A 16,854-nucleotide genomic window follows, 5' to 3' on the forward strand; every position below is an offset into this window, starting at 1 on the left:
ACGGACGAGGGGGTATCGGCGCCAGGAGGTAGGACCTTCGGGTTCACCCGTCCGGGCCACCCGTCCGGACCACCCGCCCGGCGGTGTGCCCGCGCCGGCTCAGACCTCCGCGACGTCGAACAGCCGGCTCGGGCGGACCAGCTCGTCCTGCGCGGCGACGAGGAGGATCTCCCGCGAGCCCGCCTCCTCGGTCCGCGCGAGCAGCCCCCACACCGAGGCCGCCGTCGCGGCGAGCGCCTCGGCGGCCGAGCCCGTCACCGACCAGTGCCGCAGGAACAGCGCGGCCGTGGCGTCGCCGGCGCCGTTCACGCTGAGGCCGAGCCGCGGGGTGCGGACGCGCCAGTGCCGCCCTCCCTCGGAGGCGAGCAGGTCGACGGCGTCGGCCGGGGTGTCCGCGACGTCGAGCGACGTGGTGAGCACGACACGCGGCCCGCGTGACTGCAGGTCCGAGACGGCGTCCTCGACCTCCTCCAGCGTGCCGGTCGTCCGGCCGGTGAGGAGGTCGAGCTCGAAGTGGTTGGGCGTCGCGAGGTCGGCCACGGGCAGGGCGACGTCGCGGAGCAGCTCCTCGATGCCCGGTCGCACGAAGACCCCGCGACCCACGTCGCCGATGACCGGGTCGCAGCAGTAGACGGCGTCGGGGTTGGCCCGCTTCACCTGCGCGACCGCCCCGACCACGGCGTGACCGACGTCTGCGGAGCCGAGGTAGCCGGACAGCACCGCGTCGCACGTGCCGAGCACGCCGCGCTCCGCGATCCCGTCGACGACCTCGTCGATCGACGCGCCGTCGAACACCCGGCCCCGCCAGCTGCCGTAGCCGGTGTGGTTGGAGAACTGCACGGTGTGCACGGGCCACACCTCGGTGCCGAGGCGTTGCAGCGCGAAGGTGGCCGAGGAGTTCCCGACGTGCCCGAACGCGACGTGGGACTGGATCGAGAGGACGTTCACGCGGGCAGGCTACGGGCGCGGGGGCGCTCGCCGGGCTCCGGCGCGGGCCGGGACGCGAGGCGCGGGGCGAGCACGGCGAAGGCGACGCCCACCGCGGCGACGAGCACGACGAGGCCGTGCGGGCGCCACAGGTCGGTGGCCGCACCGCCGAGGACGGGCCCGACCGTCGCCCCGGTCTCGTAGGCCACGAGGAACGCGCCGTTGGCCGCGGCGAGCACGGCCGGCGGCACCTGCTCGCCGAGCATGGTGAGCCCCACGGCGTAGAAGCCCATGACGACCCCGCCCAGCACGAAGGCGACCGCGAAGGCGGCCGGCCCGGCGGCCGCGACGACCGGGGCGAGCGCGGTGCTCACGACGGCGAGGGCCGCGCCCAGCCCCACCAGGACCTGCGTGCGGTCGACGTGGTCGGCGAGCCAGCCGACGAGCGGCTGCAGCAGGATGCCGCCCACCAGCAGGACGGTGAGCAGGCGCAGCGACGCCGTCGACCCGGCCCCGGCGTCCAGGGCGTACGCCGGCAGGAGCGAGATCCAGCCGAACTCCGCGACGCCCCCGACGACGGCCGCGGCGAGCGCGAGCGGCGCGAGGGCCGCGACGGTCCGCGGGGAGAACCGGCCGGAGGACCCGACGGCGGGCGCCAGGCGGCGCGCGGCGACGAGCGGGACGCACAGCACGACGGTGGCGCCGGCACCGACCAGGTAGCCGGCCCAGCCGTCGGTGCCGGTCCGCTCGAGCACGAGCGGGCCGGCCGCCCAGCCGGAGAACAGCAGCATCGCGTAGACCGCCAGCACCCGGCCGCGGACCCGGTCGGGCACCACGGTGTTGATCCACGTCTCGCCCACGAGCCACGGCAGCGTGAGCCCGGCGCCGGACAGCAGGCGCAGCAGCAGCCACCAGCCGACGCCCTCGAGGACGGGCATGAGGAGGAACGTCGCGCCGACCAGGGCGGCGCCGGCGACCATGGCCGGGACCGCGCCGACCCGCGCGACCAGGCGCGGCGCGAACGGCACGAGCAGCACGACCGCGAGGGCGGGCACGGCGCCCGCGAGCCCCACGAGCCAGCCGGCCGCACCCCACTCTGCGAACCGGACCGTCGTGACGGTGTAGCCGATGCCGTACGACAGCCCGAGCCCGGCCGTCGAGGCGAGGACGGCGGCCAGCCCGAGGACGCGGTCACGGGACGACCCGGCGTAACGTTCGTTATGCATAACGACTGTTACGGTAGGGCGGATGGCAGGGACGGTCAACTCCGCGGACCGCCGCCGCGCGATCGTCGCGGCGGTCTACCGGGTGCTCGAGCGGGACGGGCTCGAGGGCGCGACCATGCGCCGCATCGCCGCGGAGGCCGGCTGCACGACCGGGTCGGTGACCCACCACTTCGCCGACCGGCGCGAGCTGCTCGACGCGACGGTCGGTGCGGCGGTGGAGGAGTCGATGGCCCGGCTCGTCGCCACGACCCGCCGCGAGGGCCTGCGCGCGGGTCTCGCGGAGATGCTGCCGCTCGACGGCCACCGGCGGCAGGAGCTGGCCGTCTGGCTCGTCGGCGTGCAGGCCGCCGCGCGCGACCCGGAGCTCGCGGCCCGCCTGTCGCTGCGCTACGCCGCCGCGCAGGACGTGCTCGTCGCCGAGCTCCACGCCCGCCTGAGCGACCGGGCGGACGCCGGGGCCCAGGACGCCGAGGCGCTCGACCTGCTCGCCGACGAGGTCCTGAGCGCGGTCGACGGCGTGGCCGTCTACGCCGTCTCGGACCCCGCGCGCTACCCGCCCGAGCGCCAGCTCGCGCTCGTGGACCGCGTGCTGCGGCGCACGGGTCTCGCCTGACCCGCGCCCCCGGGCGCCCGGGCTGTCGGTGGCGCCTGCCACGGTGAGTGCGTGGGAACCGGGGACCTGTCCGCGCGGCTCGCGGCCAACGCCCAGCAGGAGCAGCGGCTGCTCGCCCAGCTCGACCGCGTCGTCACGGCGTCGCAGCACTCGAACGCCGACGACGAGCACGACCCCGAGGGCGCCACCATCGCCTTCGAGCGGCAGCAGGTGGTCGCGCTGCTCGAGCAGGTGCGGGCCACCGGTGCCGCGCTGCGGGCGGCGATGCAGGCGGAGGCGCGTGGCGAGCGCGGCACGTGCGAGGAGTGCGGCGGGGTCATCGACCCCGAGCGGCTCGAGGCGCGCCCGCAGGCCCGCACGTGCATCGCCTGCGCCCGGGCGGCGTCGTCGTCGTCAGGCCTCAGCCGACGTCGCCGAACAGGCGGGGCAGCAGCAGGAGCATGACGCTGGACCACGTCACGTGCGTGAGGACGGGGCCGAGGATGCCGCCGCTCGCGCGGCGCTGCAGGCCGAGCACGGCGCCCAGCACGACCGCCGCGAGGACGAGGACCGGGTTGAGCGTCGCCACGGTGGCGAGCGCGTAGACCGCGGTCGAGATGAGCACGGGCCGGCGCCGACCGATGGCCGCGAACAGCCCGCCCCGGAAGAACACCTCCTCCGCGACGCCGTTGACGAGGGCCACCGTCCACACGAGCGGCACGACACCGGCGAAGAAGTGGGCGAGGACGTCGTCGACGAAGCCCGCGGCCAGCGGGACCTGCCGCACGACGAGCGCGCCCGCGACGAACACGAGCCCCACGGCCAGCCCGAGCAGCACCGGGGTCACGACGGGTCGGCGCAGCGTGCCCCGGAACGGGATGTGGCCGAGGTGCAGCGGGCCGGACAGGATGCCGCCGACGACCCACACCGCCGCCGTGGCCAGCGTGAGGGGGTAGAACGCCGGGTCACCGGGCCGGACCGCGAGGGAGACCCCGAGCAGCACCGCGCCGACGACGAGGACGACGGCGACGACGACCCGGCGGCGCCGGAACTCCGCGTCCGGCTGCGTGTGGTCGCGCTCGACCTTGTCGATGAGCGCCGGGGCGAGGGGGGCGAGGACCCGCCGCCACAGCGGCACCGGCGCCGTGGTCACCGGGTCGTGGCCGGGCGCCGTCCGCCCGCGCGCCCGTCGCCGGGTGTGTCCTCGTCCCGCCCGGCCTGCTCGTCGGCCTGCTCCTCGGCGCGCCGCTCGGCGAGCGCGAGCTCGACGGACTCGCGGTAGCCGAGCGTGCGGCCCGGCAGCAGGCGCTCGATCGAGTGGTCGGTGACGACGACCTCGTTCGTCATGGAGTCGACGAGGTTGCGGGCGGTCGAGAGGTCGACGTCGGTGACGAAGGCCAGCCAGTACGACGACAGCCGCGGGGTGAGGAGGGGGACGCGCACCCGCGGGAGCCGCTTCCCCTCGACCTGCGCCGCCTGCCGGAGCATGTCGACGTAGCGCAGCACGTCGGGCCCGCCGACCTCGAACGTGCGCCCGCGGGCCTCGGGCAGGTCGAGCACGCCCACGAGGTAGCGGACGACGTCGGGCAGGGCGACCGGCTGCGTGCGGGTGTCGACCCAGCGCGGGGTGATCATGAGGGGCAGGTGCTCGACGAGCTGGCGCGTGATCTCCCACGAGATGCCGCCGTGGCCCACGACGACCGCGGCGCGCAGCACGGTGACCGGCACGGGCCCCTCGGCGAGGATGCGCTCGACCTCGCGCCGGGAGCGCAGGTGCGCCGACAGGTTCTCGTCCTCCCGGCCGAGCCCCCCGAGGTAGACGACCTGCCGCAGCCCCGCCTCGCCCGCCGCGCCCGCGAAGTTGCGGGCCGCCTCCGCGTCCTTCTCCTCGAAGTCGTCGGAGTCGAGGGAGTGCACGAGGTAGTACGCCGCGTCGGCGCCGTCGAGCGCCGAGCGCAGGCTGTCGGGGTCGGCGACGTCCCCGGCGACCGGGGTGCCCGCGCCGTCGTAGTCGTCGGGGTGCCGGGTCATGGCGCGCACGTCGTGGCCGGCCTCGACGAGCGCGGTGCACAGCCGCGAGCCGACGAAGCCGGACGCACCCGCGACCAGGACGGTGAGCGGTCGGCCGCTGCTCTCCTCGCTCATGCCCTCCAGCATGGGGCTGCTCCGTCCGGGCGGCACCCGGGACCTCGGTCCCGGGTCCGGACCCCGGCGACGGTCGACCCTGACGAGGAGGGCGTCGCGTCCGCGCGCCGAGGAGGGAGCACGTCCGTGCCCGTCACCGGAACGCGCCGCACCCCGGCCACCCGCCCCTCCGTCCGCCCCGTCCCGACCGGGACCCCGGTGACGGCGGACGCTCCGCTGCCCACCGTCACCGAGCGCGTGCGCCGCGGCGGGCCTGCCCCGGCCGGCGGCGGGACTGCCCCGACCCGTCGCGCCCTGGCGGGGCCGCGCGACGGCGTGGCCCTCGGCGCTGTCGTCGCCGGCCTCCTCGTGCTCCTCGCCGACGCCGTGCCCGGCCCCCTCGCGGGGACGCTCCCCCTCCTGCTGCCCTGAGGCCGGCGCCTACAGCGCCTCGACCGCGGCGGCCTGCACCGCGAGGCCGGCGCGGTAGCGCGCGAGGTACGTGCGGTACCCCTCGACGTCGGCGTCGTCCGGTGCGACGACCACCGGCTCCTGACCGGCGAAGACGCGCTCGCCCAGGTGGGCCGCGAGGTCGCGGTCCCCGCCGTCGACGAGCATGCCCGCGAGCACGGCCATGCCCCACGCGCCGCCCTCGGCCGCGCTGTCGCCCACCGCGACCGGCGTGCCGAGCGCGGCGGCGAGCAGCCGCTGCGCGACGCCCTCGGTGCGGAACAGGCCACCGTGCGCCACGAGCACGTCGAGCGCGACGCCCTCGGCCGCGAGCGTCTCCATGCCGATGCCGAGCGTCGCGAACACCCCGAGGACCTGCGCGCGGGCGAAGTTCGCCAGCGTCAGCCGGCTGTCGGGGGTCCGCACCACGAGCGGGCGGCCCCCCGCCGAGCCCAGCACGGGCTCGCCCGCGAGCTGGTTGTACGCGAGGACGCCGCCGGCGTCCGGCTCGCCGTCGAGCGCGGCCCGCAGCAGCGCGGCGAACACCGCGTCGGCCCCGCCGTCGTGGCCGAGGGCGCCGGCGAGCTCGCCGAGCAGGCCGGCCCACGCGCCGAGCTCGCTCGCGCCGTTGTTGCAGTGGACCATCGCGACGAGGTCGCCCGCGGGCGTCGTCACGAGGTCGATCTCCGGGTGCACGCGCTCCAGCGGCCGCTCGAGCACCACCATGGCGAAGATGCTCGTGCCGACGCTCACGTTGCCGGTGCGCGGCGCGACGGCGTTCGTCGCCACCATGCCGGTGCCGGCGTCGCCCTCCGGCGGGGCGACGGGCGCACCGGCGACGAGCCCGCCCGTGGGGTCGAGCAGCCGCGCGCCGGCCTCGGTGAGCCGGCCCGCCTCGCGGCCCGCGGGCAGGACGTCCGGCAGCAGGTCGGCGAAGGGACGGCCGACGCCGCGCGCGGCCAGCAGCGCGTCGTAGCGCGTGAGCCGGTCGGCGTCGTACGTGCCCGTGACGGGGTCGACGGGGAACATGCCGGACGCGTCGCCGATCCCGAGCACGTGCCGCCCCGTGAGGCGCCGGTGCACGTACCCGGCGAGCGTCGTCAGGTGGTCGACGTCGCCCACGTGCGGCTCGGCGTCGAGCACCGCCTGGTAGTGGTGGGCGACCGACCAGCGCAGCGGGACGTTGTACCCGAGCTCGCGGGTGAGCTCCTCGGCCGCGGCGCCGGTGCTCGTGTTCCGCCACGTGCGGAACGGCACGAGCAGGTGGCCCTCGGCGTCGAAGGCGAGGTAGCCGTGCATCATGGCCGACACCCCGAGCGCCCCGAGCGCCGTCGGCCGTACCCCGTGGCGGTCCTCGCAGTCGCGCAGCAGGTCCGCGACGCACTCCTGCAGGCCGCTCTCGACCGACTCCAGCGAGTAGGTCCACGTGCGGTCGACGTAGGCGTTCTCCCACGCGGAGCGGCCGACGGCGAGGACCGCCCCGTCGGGGTCGGCGAGCACGGCCTTGATCGTCGTCGAGCCGAGCTCGATGCCGAGCGCCGCCCGGCCGTCGCGCAGCACGCCGACGGCGTCCGTCGCCCCCCGGTCGTCCTGGCTCGCGCGAGCCCCGCCGCCGCTCATCCGGTGTCCTCCTCGACCTCGGGCTGGGAGGCGACCACTGCGGGCCGCCGCGGTTGTGAACGATAACAGGCGGGTGCGGCCCGCCCGCGGGCCACGGGCCCGCGCCCCTCGGGTGCGCGCGCAGGGCGAGGGGCGGCGACCAGGGCCCAGGGACTGCTCCGCCCCGCACACCCGTCTTGTCCCGGTGCCCGTCACCTCTTGACACCCCCCGCTGTTCCCGCTAACAATCATTTGGGGTACAGCCGAACGAATGGGATGGACCGTCGGGCGGCCGCCCCGGCAGGACCGCGAGGACGACGCCAGGTCGAGGAGGACCGGCTCACACCCGGGTGCAGCGAGCGCCCGGACCGCACCGGGGCGCGACGTGTCCCAGGCGTGAGCGTGCGACACGGCCGGCGCCGTACCCGCTCGCCCTGCCGTGCGCGGAACGAGCCGCAGCGCGGACGCGACGGGACAGGACTCGACGACGAGGGGACGACGCAGATGACGGTACGGAGCAGGACGGGGCGGCTCGCGGCCGCGCTCACGACGACCGTGGCGGTGCTGGCGGCGTCGGCCGTCGGCGCGGCACCCGCGGGCGCGGACGCGGCGCCGGCGTGGGACCCCGACAGCGGGTACACGTCGACGGACGCGGGCGACGGGACCTACACGGTGCCGCTGCTGCGCTCCGACGTCCCCGACGTGTCGGTCGAGCGGCTGCCGGCGGCCGAGAGCGGCGAGGGCCGCGACGTCTACTACATGATCTCGACGACCATGCACCTGAGCCCGGGTGCGCCGATCATGAAGTCGTACGACCTCGTCAACTGGGAGATCGTCAACTACGTCTTCGACCGGCTCGGCCCGGGCGACGCGTTCTCGCTGCGCAACGGGCAGAACTCCTACGGCCAGGGCCAGTGGGCCTCGTCCCTGCGGTACCACGAGGGCACCTGGTACGTGGCGTTCAACACCAACAACCTCGGCGGCTCCTACATCTACCGGACCGACGACATCGAGGACGGCACGTGGGAGCGCACCCCGCTCGGTCGTGCCTTCCACGACCCGTCGCTGTTCTTCGACGTCGACGGGACGCCGTACGTGTTCTACGGCTCCGGGTCGACGAGCGCCGTGCGTCTGGACGAGGACCTCACGACGGTCCTCGAGGAGTACCCGCAGATCATCCGCCCGGCCGACTACCCCGGCAGCGACTTCCTCGGCGGGCTCTTCGAGGGCGCGCAGGTGCAGTACATCGACGGCCACTACTACGTCGTCATCATCACGTGGCCGCCCGGCCAGGGGCGGCAGGTGGTCCTCTTCCGCTCCGAGGAGCTGCTGGGTCGCTACGCCACGGCCGACGGCAGCAACCCCTACGAGGCGCGCGGGGTGCTGGACTCCGACGGCTTCGCCCAGGGCAGCCTCGTGCCGGTGGCCGCCGAGGACGGCGGGACCGACTGGTGGGGCATGTTCTTCCGTGACAGCTTCCCGGTCGGCCGCATCCCGGCGCTCATCCCGGCCACCTGGTCCGACGGCTGGCCGACCTTCGGCGACGACGGCGTGGTCCGGGTCGGCGACTCCTTCGACACACCGATCACGCTCGAGCCCGACGAGGTGCGCCGCGAGCGGCTGCACAGCCTCGTCGTGTCCGACGACTTCGCCAACGACGCGCCCCACCGCCCGTGGATGGACGAGCAGTGGGAGGTGCCGGAGCCCCCCGAGCTCGACGAGTCGCTGCTCGGCGTCGAGCTCGTGAGCAACGGCGGGTTCGAGGACGGCACCACGGGCTGGGTCGTCAACGGGACCGGCGAGCTCACGACGACGACCGAGGCGGCCTCCGGCGAGGCGGCCGCGCTCGTCACCGGGCGCACGACCACCGGGGCCGGCCCGCTGCAGGACCTGTCCGGCAGGGTGCAGCACGACGTCACGTACCGCGTCTCCGCGCGCGTCCGCTACGACGACCCGGCGAGCCCCAGCACCAAGCAGTTCCTCGTCACCGCCCACTACGGCGGCGGCTCCTACACCAACCTCGCGTCGGCCACCGTGCCGCGCGGGCAGTGGGGGACCGTCCGCGGCACCTTCACCGTCCCGGCCTCGCAGCCGCTCGACACCGTGCGGCTGTTCGTCGAGACGCCATGGACGGCGGACCCCGGCGCCGACCCGGCCCTGCACCTCATGGACCTGCGGGTCGACGACGTCTCGCTCGTCGGTGAGGCCACGGCCACGGACCTGCCGCACCCCGACGAGCTGGCCCCCAACGGCTCCCGCCTGGACGCCCGCTGGCAGTGGAACCACGCGCCGGACAACCGGTACTGGTCGCTCACCGAGCGCGAGGGCTGGCTGCGGCTGACCAACGGCCGCGTCGTCACCGGCGACTACGAGCACACCAAGCTCGGGGACGACCCGGACCTCACGTGGTTCGAGGAGGCCCGCAACACGCTGTCGCAGCGGACGGTCGGCCCGCGCCAGTCCGCGGAGACGGCCCTCGACGTGTCGGGCATGCGCGACGGCGACGTCGCGGGGCTCGCGGCCTACAACCGTGGCTTCTCCTACGTGGCGGTGAAGCAGGTCGACGGCGAGCGCGTGCTCGGCGTCGTCAACCGGACCCAGCCCTTCGCGGTCGACGTCGACCACGCCGCGGTCGAGGCGTTCGTGCCCGGCACGACCGTTGCGCTCGGTGACGCGGACGTCGTCCACCTCAAGGCCGACCTCGACTTCGCGCAGCCGGTCGGGCAGCTGTGGACGACGTTCTCCTACAGCCTCGACGGCCGGCAGTGGCAGCAGCTCGGCCAGCGGGTGGGCCCGCAGACCCTCGACGGCACGCTCGCCCACTTCATGGGTCACCGGCTCGGGCTGTTCTCCTACGCGACCGAGCAGACCGGCGGCCACGTGGACTTCGACCACTTCCTGCTGAGCGACGTGCTGGGCACCGACGGGCAGCCGGTCGACACCTCCGACCTCGACGCGGCGATCGCCCACGCCGAGGGTCTCGTCGCCGCGGAGTACCCGGCCGGGACGTGGGAGGACGTCCAGCAGGCACTGGTCGCGGCGCGGGCCGCCCGGTCGTCGGACCCGGCGACGCAGAACCAGGCCGACGCCCCCGAACGGGCGCTCAGCGTCGCGCTCGCGGAAGCGGCCCTGGTGCGCGAACCGGTCGCCCCGCCGGCGCTGGACGTCGACGTGCAGGTGGAGACGCGCTGCGTCGGGCGTCGGGTCGTGCTCGTCGTGCGGGTGACCAACGGCGAGGACGTGCCAGTCACCGTCCGCACGAGCAGCGAGCACGGCGAGCGGACCCGGCCGGTCCTGGCGCCGGGGCGCGGCAGCAGCTGGGTGCTGCCCGTGCGCGCCGCCGACGTGGCCGCCGGCGAGGTCGACGTCGTCGCCGAGGCGACGGTCGACGGCGAGCAGGTCACGGCGACGTACGAGGCGGGCTACGAGGCCCGCTCGTGCGCGTGACCCGGTCCGGGGCGCAGCCCGCGGACCCAGTGAGTGTCCTGGACGACGCGAGGTCGCCAGGCGGAGCAGAGGAGCGGAACTGGTGAACAGGACCCTGGGACCCCCGGTGCGGCGCGCCGGAGCGGTCACGACCGTGGCGCTCGTCGCCGTGGGCCTGCTCGCGGTGGCACCCGCCACCGCGGCGGCCGACGAGGACGAGCTCATCGTGAACGGCGGCTTCGAGGACGGCCTCGAACCGTGGTTCGCCAACAACGGCAACCCGACCGACACGGCCGAGCTGTCGCTCACCGACGACGCCTTCTCCGGTAACTCCGCCGTGCTGGTGGAGGAGCGGGGGACCACCGGCTCCGGGCCCATGCAGGACCTGTCCGGGAAGCTGCAGGCGGGCGAGACGTACGCGCTCAGCGCGCGCATCAAGTACGACGACCCCGCGGCGCCGGCCACGAAGCAGTTCTTCATGACCATCCACTACGGCGGCGGCTCGTACACGAACATGGGCTCGGTCGTCGCCCAGCGGGGCGAGTGGGCCCTCATCGAGGGCACCTTCACCGTGCCCGCGAGCCAGGCGGTCGGCACGACCCGCGTGTTCCTCGAGACCCCGTGGACCGCGGACCCGCAGGCCGACCCGGACCTGCACCTCATGGACTTCGTCGTCGACGACGTCTCGCTCACGGGCGCCCCGCCGCCCCCGCCCGCGTCGCGGACCGTCGAGGTCGTCGGCAAGCTGCCCGGTGACAGCAACCCGCTGATCTCCCACAAGTTCGGGGCCGACGGCTTCGGCATGGTGGCCGGCGACCGCGTGTTCATGTACATGACGAACGACACGCAGGGCTACGCGCCCGACCCCGAGACGGGGGTGTCGCCCGGCATCAACTACGGCGACATCAACCAGATCACCGTCATCAGCTCCGAGGACCTCGTCAACTGGACCGACCACGGCGAGATCCCGGTCGCCGGGCCCAACGGCATCGCCCCCTACACGAACAACTCGTGGGCGCCCGGTGCGGTGCAGAAGGAGGTCGACGGCGAGCTCAAGACCTTCCTCTACTACGCCAACGGCGGCGGCTCGAGCAACGTCATCGTCGGCGACTCCCCGCTCGGGCCGTGGAGCGACCCGCGCGACGACACCCTCATCGACGGCGGCACCCCCGGCGCGCAGGACGTGGCGTGGAAGTTCGACCCCGCGCCCTTCGTCGACCCGGCCGACGGCCAGCCGTACCTGTACTTCGGCGGCGGTCCCGCCTCGACGTCGCTGCCGGCGGCCGAGCGGTTCAACAACCCGAAGAACATGCGCGGCATCGAGCTCGCCGACAACATGATCGAGACGGAGGGGACGGCCTTCGTGCTCGACACCCCCGTGTCGTTCGAGGCGCCGCACGTGTTCGAGCGCAACGGCCTGTACTACCTCACGTACTCCTCGCACTTCGGCGGGAACGACTTCGGCGGCAACCAGCAGCCGCTGCCGGGGTACCCGGGCGGCGGGCAGATCCCCTACCTGATCTCCGACGACCCGGCCTCGTGGCCCAAGGAGGCCTACGGGGGCGTGCTGTTCCCCAACCAGTCGCAGTTCTTCGGCGCGGGCACGGGCGGCAACAACCACCAGTCGGTCTTCGAGCTGGGCGGTGAGTACTACTTCACCCACCACGCCCCCACGCTCAACAAGCGCATCAACGGAGACCAGACGCAGGGCTACCGCAGCCCCCACATCGAGAAGCTGCAGTTCAACGACGACGGCACGATCCAGCAGGTCGTCGGGACCTACGAGGGCGTCGACCAGGTCAAGCCGCTCGAGGTCTACGGCGGCGTGCTCGAGGCGGAGACGATCGCGTGGCGGCAGGGCCTCACGACCCGCCAGGTCGAGGGCTCCTCGGCGCAGTTCGGCGAGGGCACGCCCAACCTCGTCCTCACCGACATCGACGCGGGCGACTGGACGTCGCTCGCGCAGGTCGACCTCGGTGAGGGCGCGGAGTCGCTCACGATGCGCGTCATGACGATGGCCGCCGGTGGTGCCGTCGAGGTGCGCCTCGACGACCGCGAGGGCCCCGTCGTCGCCACCGCGGCGCTCGACGGCCCGGTCGGGGAGTGGTCGGAGGCCACCGCCGACCTCACCGGCGTCCAGGGCGTCCACGACGTCTACCTCACGTTCACCGGTCCCGAGGGCGAGGACCTAATGGAGGTCGACACCTACACCTTCGCCGCCGCCGAGGAGGAGCCGGAGGAGCCGGAGTACGGCACCGACACCTCCCTCGGTGACGTGCTGGGTGCGGACACGAGCGGCCCGGAGAACCCGCGGGTCGCCGACGGGTCGGACTTCGACCTGCTGTCCTTCGCGGTGCAGCGCGTCCTCGAGCAGCGCCCGGACAGCCCGGTCGCGGTGCTCGCCGACGCCGAGCAGCCGCTCACCGCGTTCCTGCCCGACGACGACGCGTTCGTCGCCTCCCTCGAGGCCGCCCTACGTGGTCGGGTCCCGAACGAGAAGGCCGCGGCGGGCCGGCTCCGCAGCTCCTTCAGCTCAGCCGAGCTCGAGCAGGTGCTGCTCGACCACGTGGTCGTGGGCGCGACGCTGACGAGCGAGCAGGTGCTCGCCTCCGACGGCGCCGAGCTGCAGACCGCAGGCGGCTCGACCCTCACGGTCGAGGTCGACGGCGGGACGGTCCGCCTGCTCGACGCCGACGGCGACACGGTGGCCACGGTGACCGACGTCGACGTCAACCTCGGCCAGGTCCAGGTCGCCCACGTGATCGACCGGGTGCTCCTGCTCGGCTGAGCACCACCGCACGACGAGAGGGCCACCCCGGTCAGCCGGGGTGGCCCTCTCGTGTGCGGTGCGTGCGGGGCGCGGCGTGCGTGCGCGCGCTCGTTGCGACCTCAGCGCACGAGGCGGTGGTACGCCTCGTTCCAGCGCAGCTCCTGCTCGAAGCGGTGCGGGCGGGTGTCGGCGTCGATGAGCGCGAGCTCGCAGCGTGCGATCCGCGCGAGGTCCGTGAGCACCTCGGCGTCGAGCTGGGTCGACAGGACGGTGTGGTGCGAGCCGCCGGCGACGATCCAGCACTCCGCCGACGTCCGCAGGTCCGGCTCCGGGCGCCACACCGCGCGCCCCACCGGCAGGTGCGGCAGCGGCTCGGGCGGGGCGACGACCTCGACCTCGTTCGCCACGACCCGGAAGCGGTCGCCGAGGTCGACGAGGCTGCTGACGAGAGCACGCCCGGGCGCCGCGTCGAAGACGAGCCGCACCGGGTCCTCGCGGTCCCCGATGCCGAGCGGGTGGATCTCCACCCGGGGCCGCTCCGCGGCGATCGAAGGGCAGACCTCGAGCATGTGGGCACCGAGGCTCAGCGGCTCGCCCGGGCCGAAGTGGTACGTGTAGTCCTCCATGAAGGAGGTCCCGCCCGCCAGCCCGGCCCCGGCGACCTTGAGCATCCGCAGCAGCGCGGAGGTCTTCCAGTCGCCCTCGCCGCCGAAGCCGTAGCCGTCGGCCATGAGGCGCTGCACCGCGAGGCCCGGCAGCTGCCGCAGGCCGGCGAGGTCCTCGAAGTTCGTCGTGAACGCGCGCGCGCCGACCTGGTCGAGCAGCCGCCGCAGCGCGAGCTCCTGGCGGGCGGCGTAGCGCAGGGAGTCGTGCCGGTCGCCGCCCTTGCGGAGCTCGTCGACGACGTCGTAGCAGTCCTCGTACTCCGCGACGAGCGGGTCGACGTCGGCGTCGGACACGTCCGCGACCGCGCGGACGACGTCGTCGACCGCGTAGGCGTTGACCCGCACGCCCCAGCGCCACTGCGCCTCGGTGCGGTCGCCCTCGGTGACGGCGACGTCCCGCATGGTGTCGCCGAAGCGCGCGACCGTGAGCGAGCGGGACTCGTGCCAGGCGAGCGCGGCGCGCGCCCAGGCCGACAGCCGGCTCGTGACGTGGGCGTCGGAGGCGTGCCCCACGACGGTCTTGCGGACCACGCCCATGCGGGTCTGCACGTAGCCGAACTCGCGGTCGCCGTGCGCGGCCTGGTTGAGGTTCATGAAGTCCATGTCGATGGTCGACCACGGCAGGGACTCGTTGGCCTGCGTGTGCAGGTGCAGCAGCGGCGTCTGCAGGGCGTCGAGCCCGCGGATCCACATGCGGGCAGGGGAGAACGTGTGCATCCACGCGACGACCCCGACGCACGACGGGTCGGCGTTGGCCTCGAGCGCGAGCCGGTGCACGGCGTCGACGGAGGTGACGACCGGCCGCCACGACAGCCCGACGGGCAGGGCCCCGGAGGCCTGGAGCCGCTCGGCCACCTGCCGGCTCTGCTCGGCCACCTGGTCGAGCACGTCCTGGCCGTACAGGCCCTGGCTGCCGGTGACGAACCAGATCTCACGCGGGCCGGCGGCCTGCTCGGAGCGGCTGCCGCCGCTGGTGGTGGTGCTCATCGTGGGTCTCCCTCGGTGCCCTGCCCGGCCGTCTGGCCGTAGACGTTCTGGTAGCGGTCGAACAGCCGTGCGACGTCGTCCTCGGCGATGCGCTCCGGCTCCCCGAGCTGGTGGGCGAGGTGGACCGAGCGGGCCACGTCCTCGCACATCACCGCCGCCTTGACCGCGTCCCTCGCGTCGCTGCCGATGGTGAAGACGCCGTGCTGGGCCATGAGGACGGCCCGGGACCGGTGCCCGTCCAGCGTCTCGACGATGCCGCGGCCGATGGAGTCGTCGCCGATCAGGGCGAACGGGCCGACGGGGATGTCGCCGCCGAACTCGTCGGCCATCGCCGTGAGCACGCACGGGATCGGCCGGCGGACGGCCGCCCACGCGCACGCGTACGTCGAGTGCGTGTGCACCACCCCGCCGACGTGCGGCATGTGCCGGTACACGTAGGCGTGGGCGGCGGTGTCGCTGGACGGCGAGCGCGCGCCGTCGACGAGCTCGCCGTCGAGGTCGCACACGACCATGGCCTCGGGGGTGAGCTCGTCGTAGGAGACGCCGCTCGGCTTGATGACGAAGAGGTCGGCGCCCGGCACGCGCCCGGACACGTTGCCCGCGGTCCACGCGACGAGGCCGTAGCGCACGAGCTCGCCGTGCAGGCGGGCGACGTCGGCGCGGACGGCGGCGACGGCGCGGTCGACGTCGACAGTGCCGCCGTCGTCGATGCCGTCGACGGCCGTCTCGGCGGGGACGGAGGGGGCGGGATGGGCGGTCACAGGGCTGTCCTTCCAGACTGCGGTGTCTGCGCAGTGAACGCTAACAGGCAGCGAGTGCCGGTGTACACGACTCCAACCGTTACCGGGACGTGACCTTGTGAGCGCTTGACAACGTCAGGACTGTGAACGTTAACGTCACGCCAACCCCTCCGGCGACGCCGCCGGTCACCAGCTCGAGGAGGAGCTCATGAATCTCAGCACGTTGCCGCGGCTGCGTACCGCGGCCGTCGCCATCGCCCTCACCCTCTCGGTCGCCGCGTGCGGCGGCGGCTCCGGCTCGTCCGAGGCCGCGAGCCCGGCCGCCGGTGGCGGCGACGCCAGCCCGGCCGCGGGCGGCGAGGGCGGGTCCGCCGACGGCGAGCTCATCAGCGTCGGCTTCTCGCAGGTAGGTGCGGAGAGCGGCTGGCGCGCCGCGAACACGCAGTCCATCCAGGAGACCCTCACCGAGGAGAACGGCTTCGAGCTGTCCTTCTCCGACGCCCAGCAGCAGCAGCAGAACCAGATCCAGGCGATCCGCACCTACATCGCCCAGGGCGTCGACGTCATCGCCTTCTCCCCGGTGGTGGAGTCCGGTTGGGACGCCGTCCTCGAGGAGGCGGCCGCCGCCGACATCCCCGTGGTCCTCACCGACCGGGCCGTCGACACGCAGAACGAGGACCTCTACGTCTCCTTCATCGGCTCGGACTTCGTCGAGGAGGGCCGCCGCGCCGGGCAGTGGGTGTCCGAGGAGCTCGGCACCGAGCCGATCAACGTCGTCGAGCTGCAGGGCACCACGGGCAGCGCGCCGGCGAACGACCGGAAGGCCGGCTTCGAGGAGGCCATCGCCGACAACGACAACGTCACCATCACGGCCTCGCAGACGGGTAACTTCACCCGCGCCGAGGGCCGCCAGGTGATGGAGGGCTTCCTGCAGTCCGAGGGGGCGGAGAACATCGACGTCCTGTACGCCCACAACGACGACATGGGCCTCGGGGCCATCGAGGCGATCGAGGCCGCCGGCCTCGTGCCGGGCGAGGACATCAAGATCGTGACGATCGACGCGGTCCGCGACGGCATGCAGGCGCTCGCCGACGGGAAGATCAACTTCATCGTCGAGTGCAACCCGCTCCTCGGCCCGGACCTCGCCCAGATCATCACCGACGTGGTGAACGGCGTGCCGGTCGACAAGCGCATCGTCGTGGAGGACGAGTCCTTCACGCAGGAGCAGGCGATCGAGGCGCTGCCCGACCGCCAGTACTGACGGTCCCGCCCGCGGGTGCTCGACCACCCGCGGGCCGACCGGCTCGACCCGGGCACGCGTCCGGCAGCACGATCCACCCGTCCGGGA

The 16,854-nt window shown here is 74.2% G+C and carries 13 protein-coding genes; 6 read left to right on the top strand and 7 right to left on the bottom strand.

What is annotated here, in order from left to right:
- Nucleotides 1–99 precede the first annotated feature (99 nt).
- A complete protein-coding gene (gene pdxY / locus WAA21_RS05095) occupies nucleotides 100–948 on the bottom strand; it encodes a pyridoxal kinase PdxY (RefSeq protein WP_336921686.1) in 849 nt (282 codons plus the stop codon).
- Nucleotides 945–2,153, bottom strand: coding sequence for an MFS transporter (locus WAA21_RS05100; RefSeq protein WP_336921687.1), 1,209 nt, complete (start codon nucleotides 2,151–2,153; stop codon nucleotides 945–947). The genes pdxY and WAA21_RS05100 overlap by 4 nt, the downstream gene beginning before the upstream one ends.
- 22 nt (nucleotides 2,154–2,175) lie before the next feature.
- On the opposite strand from WAA21_RS05100, the gene WAA21_RS05105 reads away from it, so the two are divergent.
- Nucleotides 2,176–2,766 carry a TetR/AcrR family transcriptional regulator gene (locus WAA21_RS05105; RefSeq protein WP_336921688.1) on the top strand — a complete coding sequence of 197 codons (591 nt, stop codon included), beginning with the start codon at nucleotides 2,176–2,178 and terminating at the stop codon, nucleotides 2,764–2,766.
- A 51-nt stretch (nucleotides 2,767–2,817) separates the two neighbouring features.
- The gene (locus WAA21_RS05110) at nucleotides 2,818–3,210 is read left to right on the top strand and encodes a TraR/DksA family transcriptional regulator (RefSeq protein ID WP_336921689.1); all 393 of its coding nucleotides are present in this window, start codon (nucleotides 2,818–2,820) and stop codon (nucleotides 3,208–3,210) included.
- On the opposite strand, the gene WAA21_RS05115 is transcribed toward WAA21_RS05110, so the two are convergent.
- Nucleotides 3,167–3,898 (bottom strand): CPBP family intramembrane glutamic endopeptidase, encoded by a 732-nt coding sequence (locus WAA21_RS05115; protein WP_336921690.1) that lies wholly within the window; start codon nucleotides 3,896–3,898, stop codon nucleotides 3,167–3,169. The genes WAA21_RS05110 and WAA21_RS05115 overlap by 44 nt on opposite strands.
- Nucleotides 3,895–4,890, bottom strand: coding sequence for an NAD(P)H-binding protein (locus WAA21_RS05120; RefSeq protein WP_336921691.1), 996 nt, complete (start codon nucleotides 4,888–4,890; stop codon nucleotides 3,895–3,897). Before WAA21_RS05120 ends, WAA21_RS05115 begins: the two co-directional genes overlap by 4 nt.
- 126 nt (nucleotides 4,891–5,016) lie before the next feature.
- On the opposite strand from WAA21_RS05120, the gene WAA21_RS05125 reads away from it, so the two are divergent.
- Complete coding sequence (locus tag WAA21_RS05125) at nucleotides 5,017–5,301, top strand: hypothetical protein (RefSeq protein WP_336921692.1); 285 nt, start codon at nucleotides 5,017–5,019, stop codon at nucleotides 5,299–5,301.
- Between the two features lie 9 nt (nucleotides 5,302–5,310).
- Here the strand turns inward: WAA21_RS05125 and WAA21_RS05130 are convergent, their stop codons facing one another.
- A complete protein-coding gene (locus WAA21_RS05130) occupies nucleotides 5,311–6,939 on the bottom strand; it encodes a xylulokinase (protein WP_336921693.1) in 1,629 nt (542 codons plus the stop codon).
- 483 nt (nucleotides 6,940–7,422) lie between these two features.
- On the opposite strand from WAA21_RS05130, the gene WAA21_RS05135 reads away from it, so the two are divergent.
- On the top strand, nucleotides 7,423–10,365 hold the full coding sequence (locus WAA21_RS05135; protein ID WP_336921694.1) for a family 43 glycosylhydrolase: 2,943 nt from the start codon (nucleotides 7,423–7,425) through the stop codon (nucleotides 10,363–10,365).
- 82 nt (nucleotides 10,366–10,447) lie between these two features.
- Nucleotides 10,448–13,132 (top strand): family 43 glycosylhydrolase, encoded by a 2,685-nt coding sequence (locus WAA21_RS05140; protein WP_336921695.1) that lies wholly within the window; start codon nucleotides 10,448–10,450, stop codon nucleotides 13,130–13,132.
- Nucleotides 13,133–13,233: 101 nt separating this feature from the next.
- Here the strand turns inward: WAA21_RS05140 and araA are convergent, their stop codons facing one another.
- Both araA and WAA21_RS05150 read right to left on the bottom strand, forming a co-directional pair.
- On the bottom strand, nucleotides 13,234–14,766 hold the full coding sequence (gene araA / locus WAA21_RS05145; protein WP_336921696.1) for an L-arabinose isomerase: 1,533 nt from the start codon (nucleotides 14,764–14,766) through the stop codon (nucleotides 13,234–13,236).
- Complete coding sequence (locus tag WAA21_RS05150) at nucleotides 14,763–15,476, bottom strand: L-ribulose-5-phosphate 4-epimerase (RefSeq protein ID WP_336921782.1); 714 nt, start codon at nucleotides 15,474–15,476, stop codon at nucleotides 14,763–14,765. The genes araA and WAA21_RS05150 overlap by 4 nt, the downstream gene beginning before the upstream one ends.
- A 238-nt stretch (nucleotides 15,477–15,714) precedes the next feature.
- Here WAA21_RS05150 and WAA21_RS05155 point away from each other — a divergent pair, with 238 nt between their 5' ends.
- Nucleotides 15,715–16,767, top strand: coding sequence for a substrate-binding domain-containing protein (locus WAA21_RS05155; protein ID WP_336921697.1), 1,053 nt, complete (start codon nucleotides 15,715–15,717; stop codon nucleotides 16,765–16,767).
- The last annotated feature ends 87 nt before the right edge of the window (nucleotides 16,768–16,854 follow it).

This window comes from Aquipuribacter sp. SD81 (genome assembly GCF_037153975.1).
In the GTDB taxonomy this organism is placed as follows: domain Bacteria; phylum Actinomycetota; class Actinomycetes; order Actinomycetales; family JBBAYJ01; genus Aquipuribacter.

What these genes read in the sequence shown, in the direction of transcription:
- WAA21_RS05100 (WP_336921687.1), bottom strand. Translation starts at nt 2,153, where the DNA reads ATGCATAACGAACGTTACGCCGGGTCGTCCCGTGACCGCGTCCTCGGG.
- WAA21_RS05105 (WP_336921688.1), top strand. Translation starts at nt 2,176, where the DNA reads ATGGCAGGGACGGTCAACTCCGCGGACCGCCGCCGCGCGATCGTCGCG.
- WAA21_RS05120 (WP_336921691.1), bottom strand. Translation starts at nt 4,890, where the DNA reads ATGAGCGAGGAGAGCAGCGGCCGACCGCTCACCGTCCTGGTCGCGGGT.
- WAA21_RS05130 (WP_336921693.1), bottom strand. Translation starts at nt 6,939, where the DNA reads ATGAGCGGCGGCGGGGCTCGCGCGAGCCAGGACGACCGGGGGGCGACG.
- WAA21_RS05135 (WP_336921694.1), top strand. Translation starts at nt 7,423, where the DNA reads ATGACGGTACGGAGCAGGACGGGGCGGCTCGCGGCCGCGCTCACGACG.
- araA (WP_336921696.1), bottom strand. Translation starts at nt 14,766, where the DNA reads ATGAGCACCACCACCAGCGGCGGCAGCCGCTCCGAGCAGGCCGCCGGC.
- WAA21_RS05155 (WP_336921697.1), top strand. Translation starts at nt 15,715, where the DNA reads ATGAATCTCAGCACGTTGCCGCGGCTGCGTACCGCGGCCGTCGCCATC.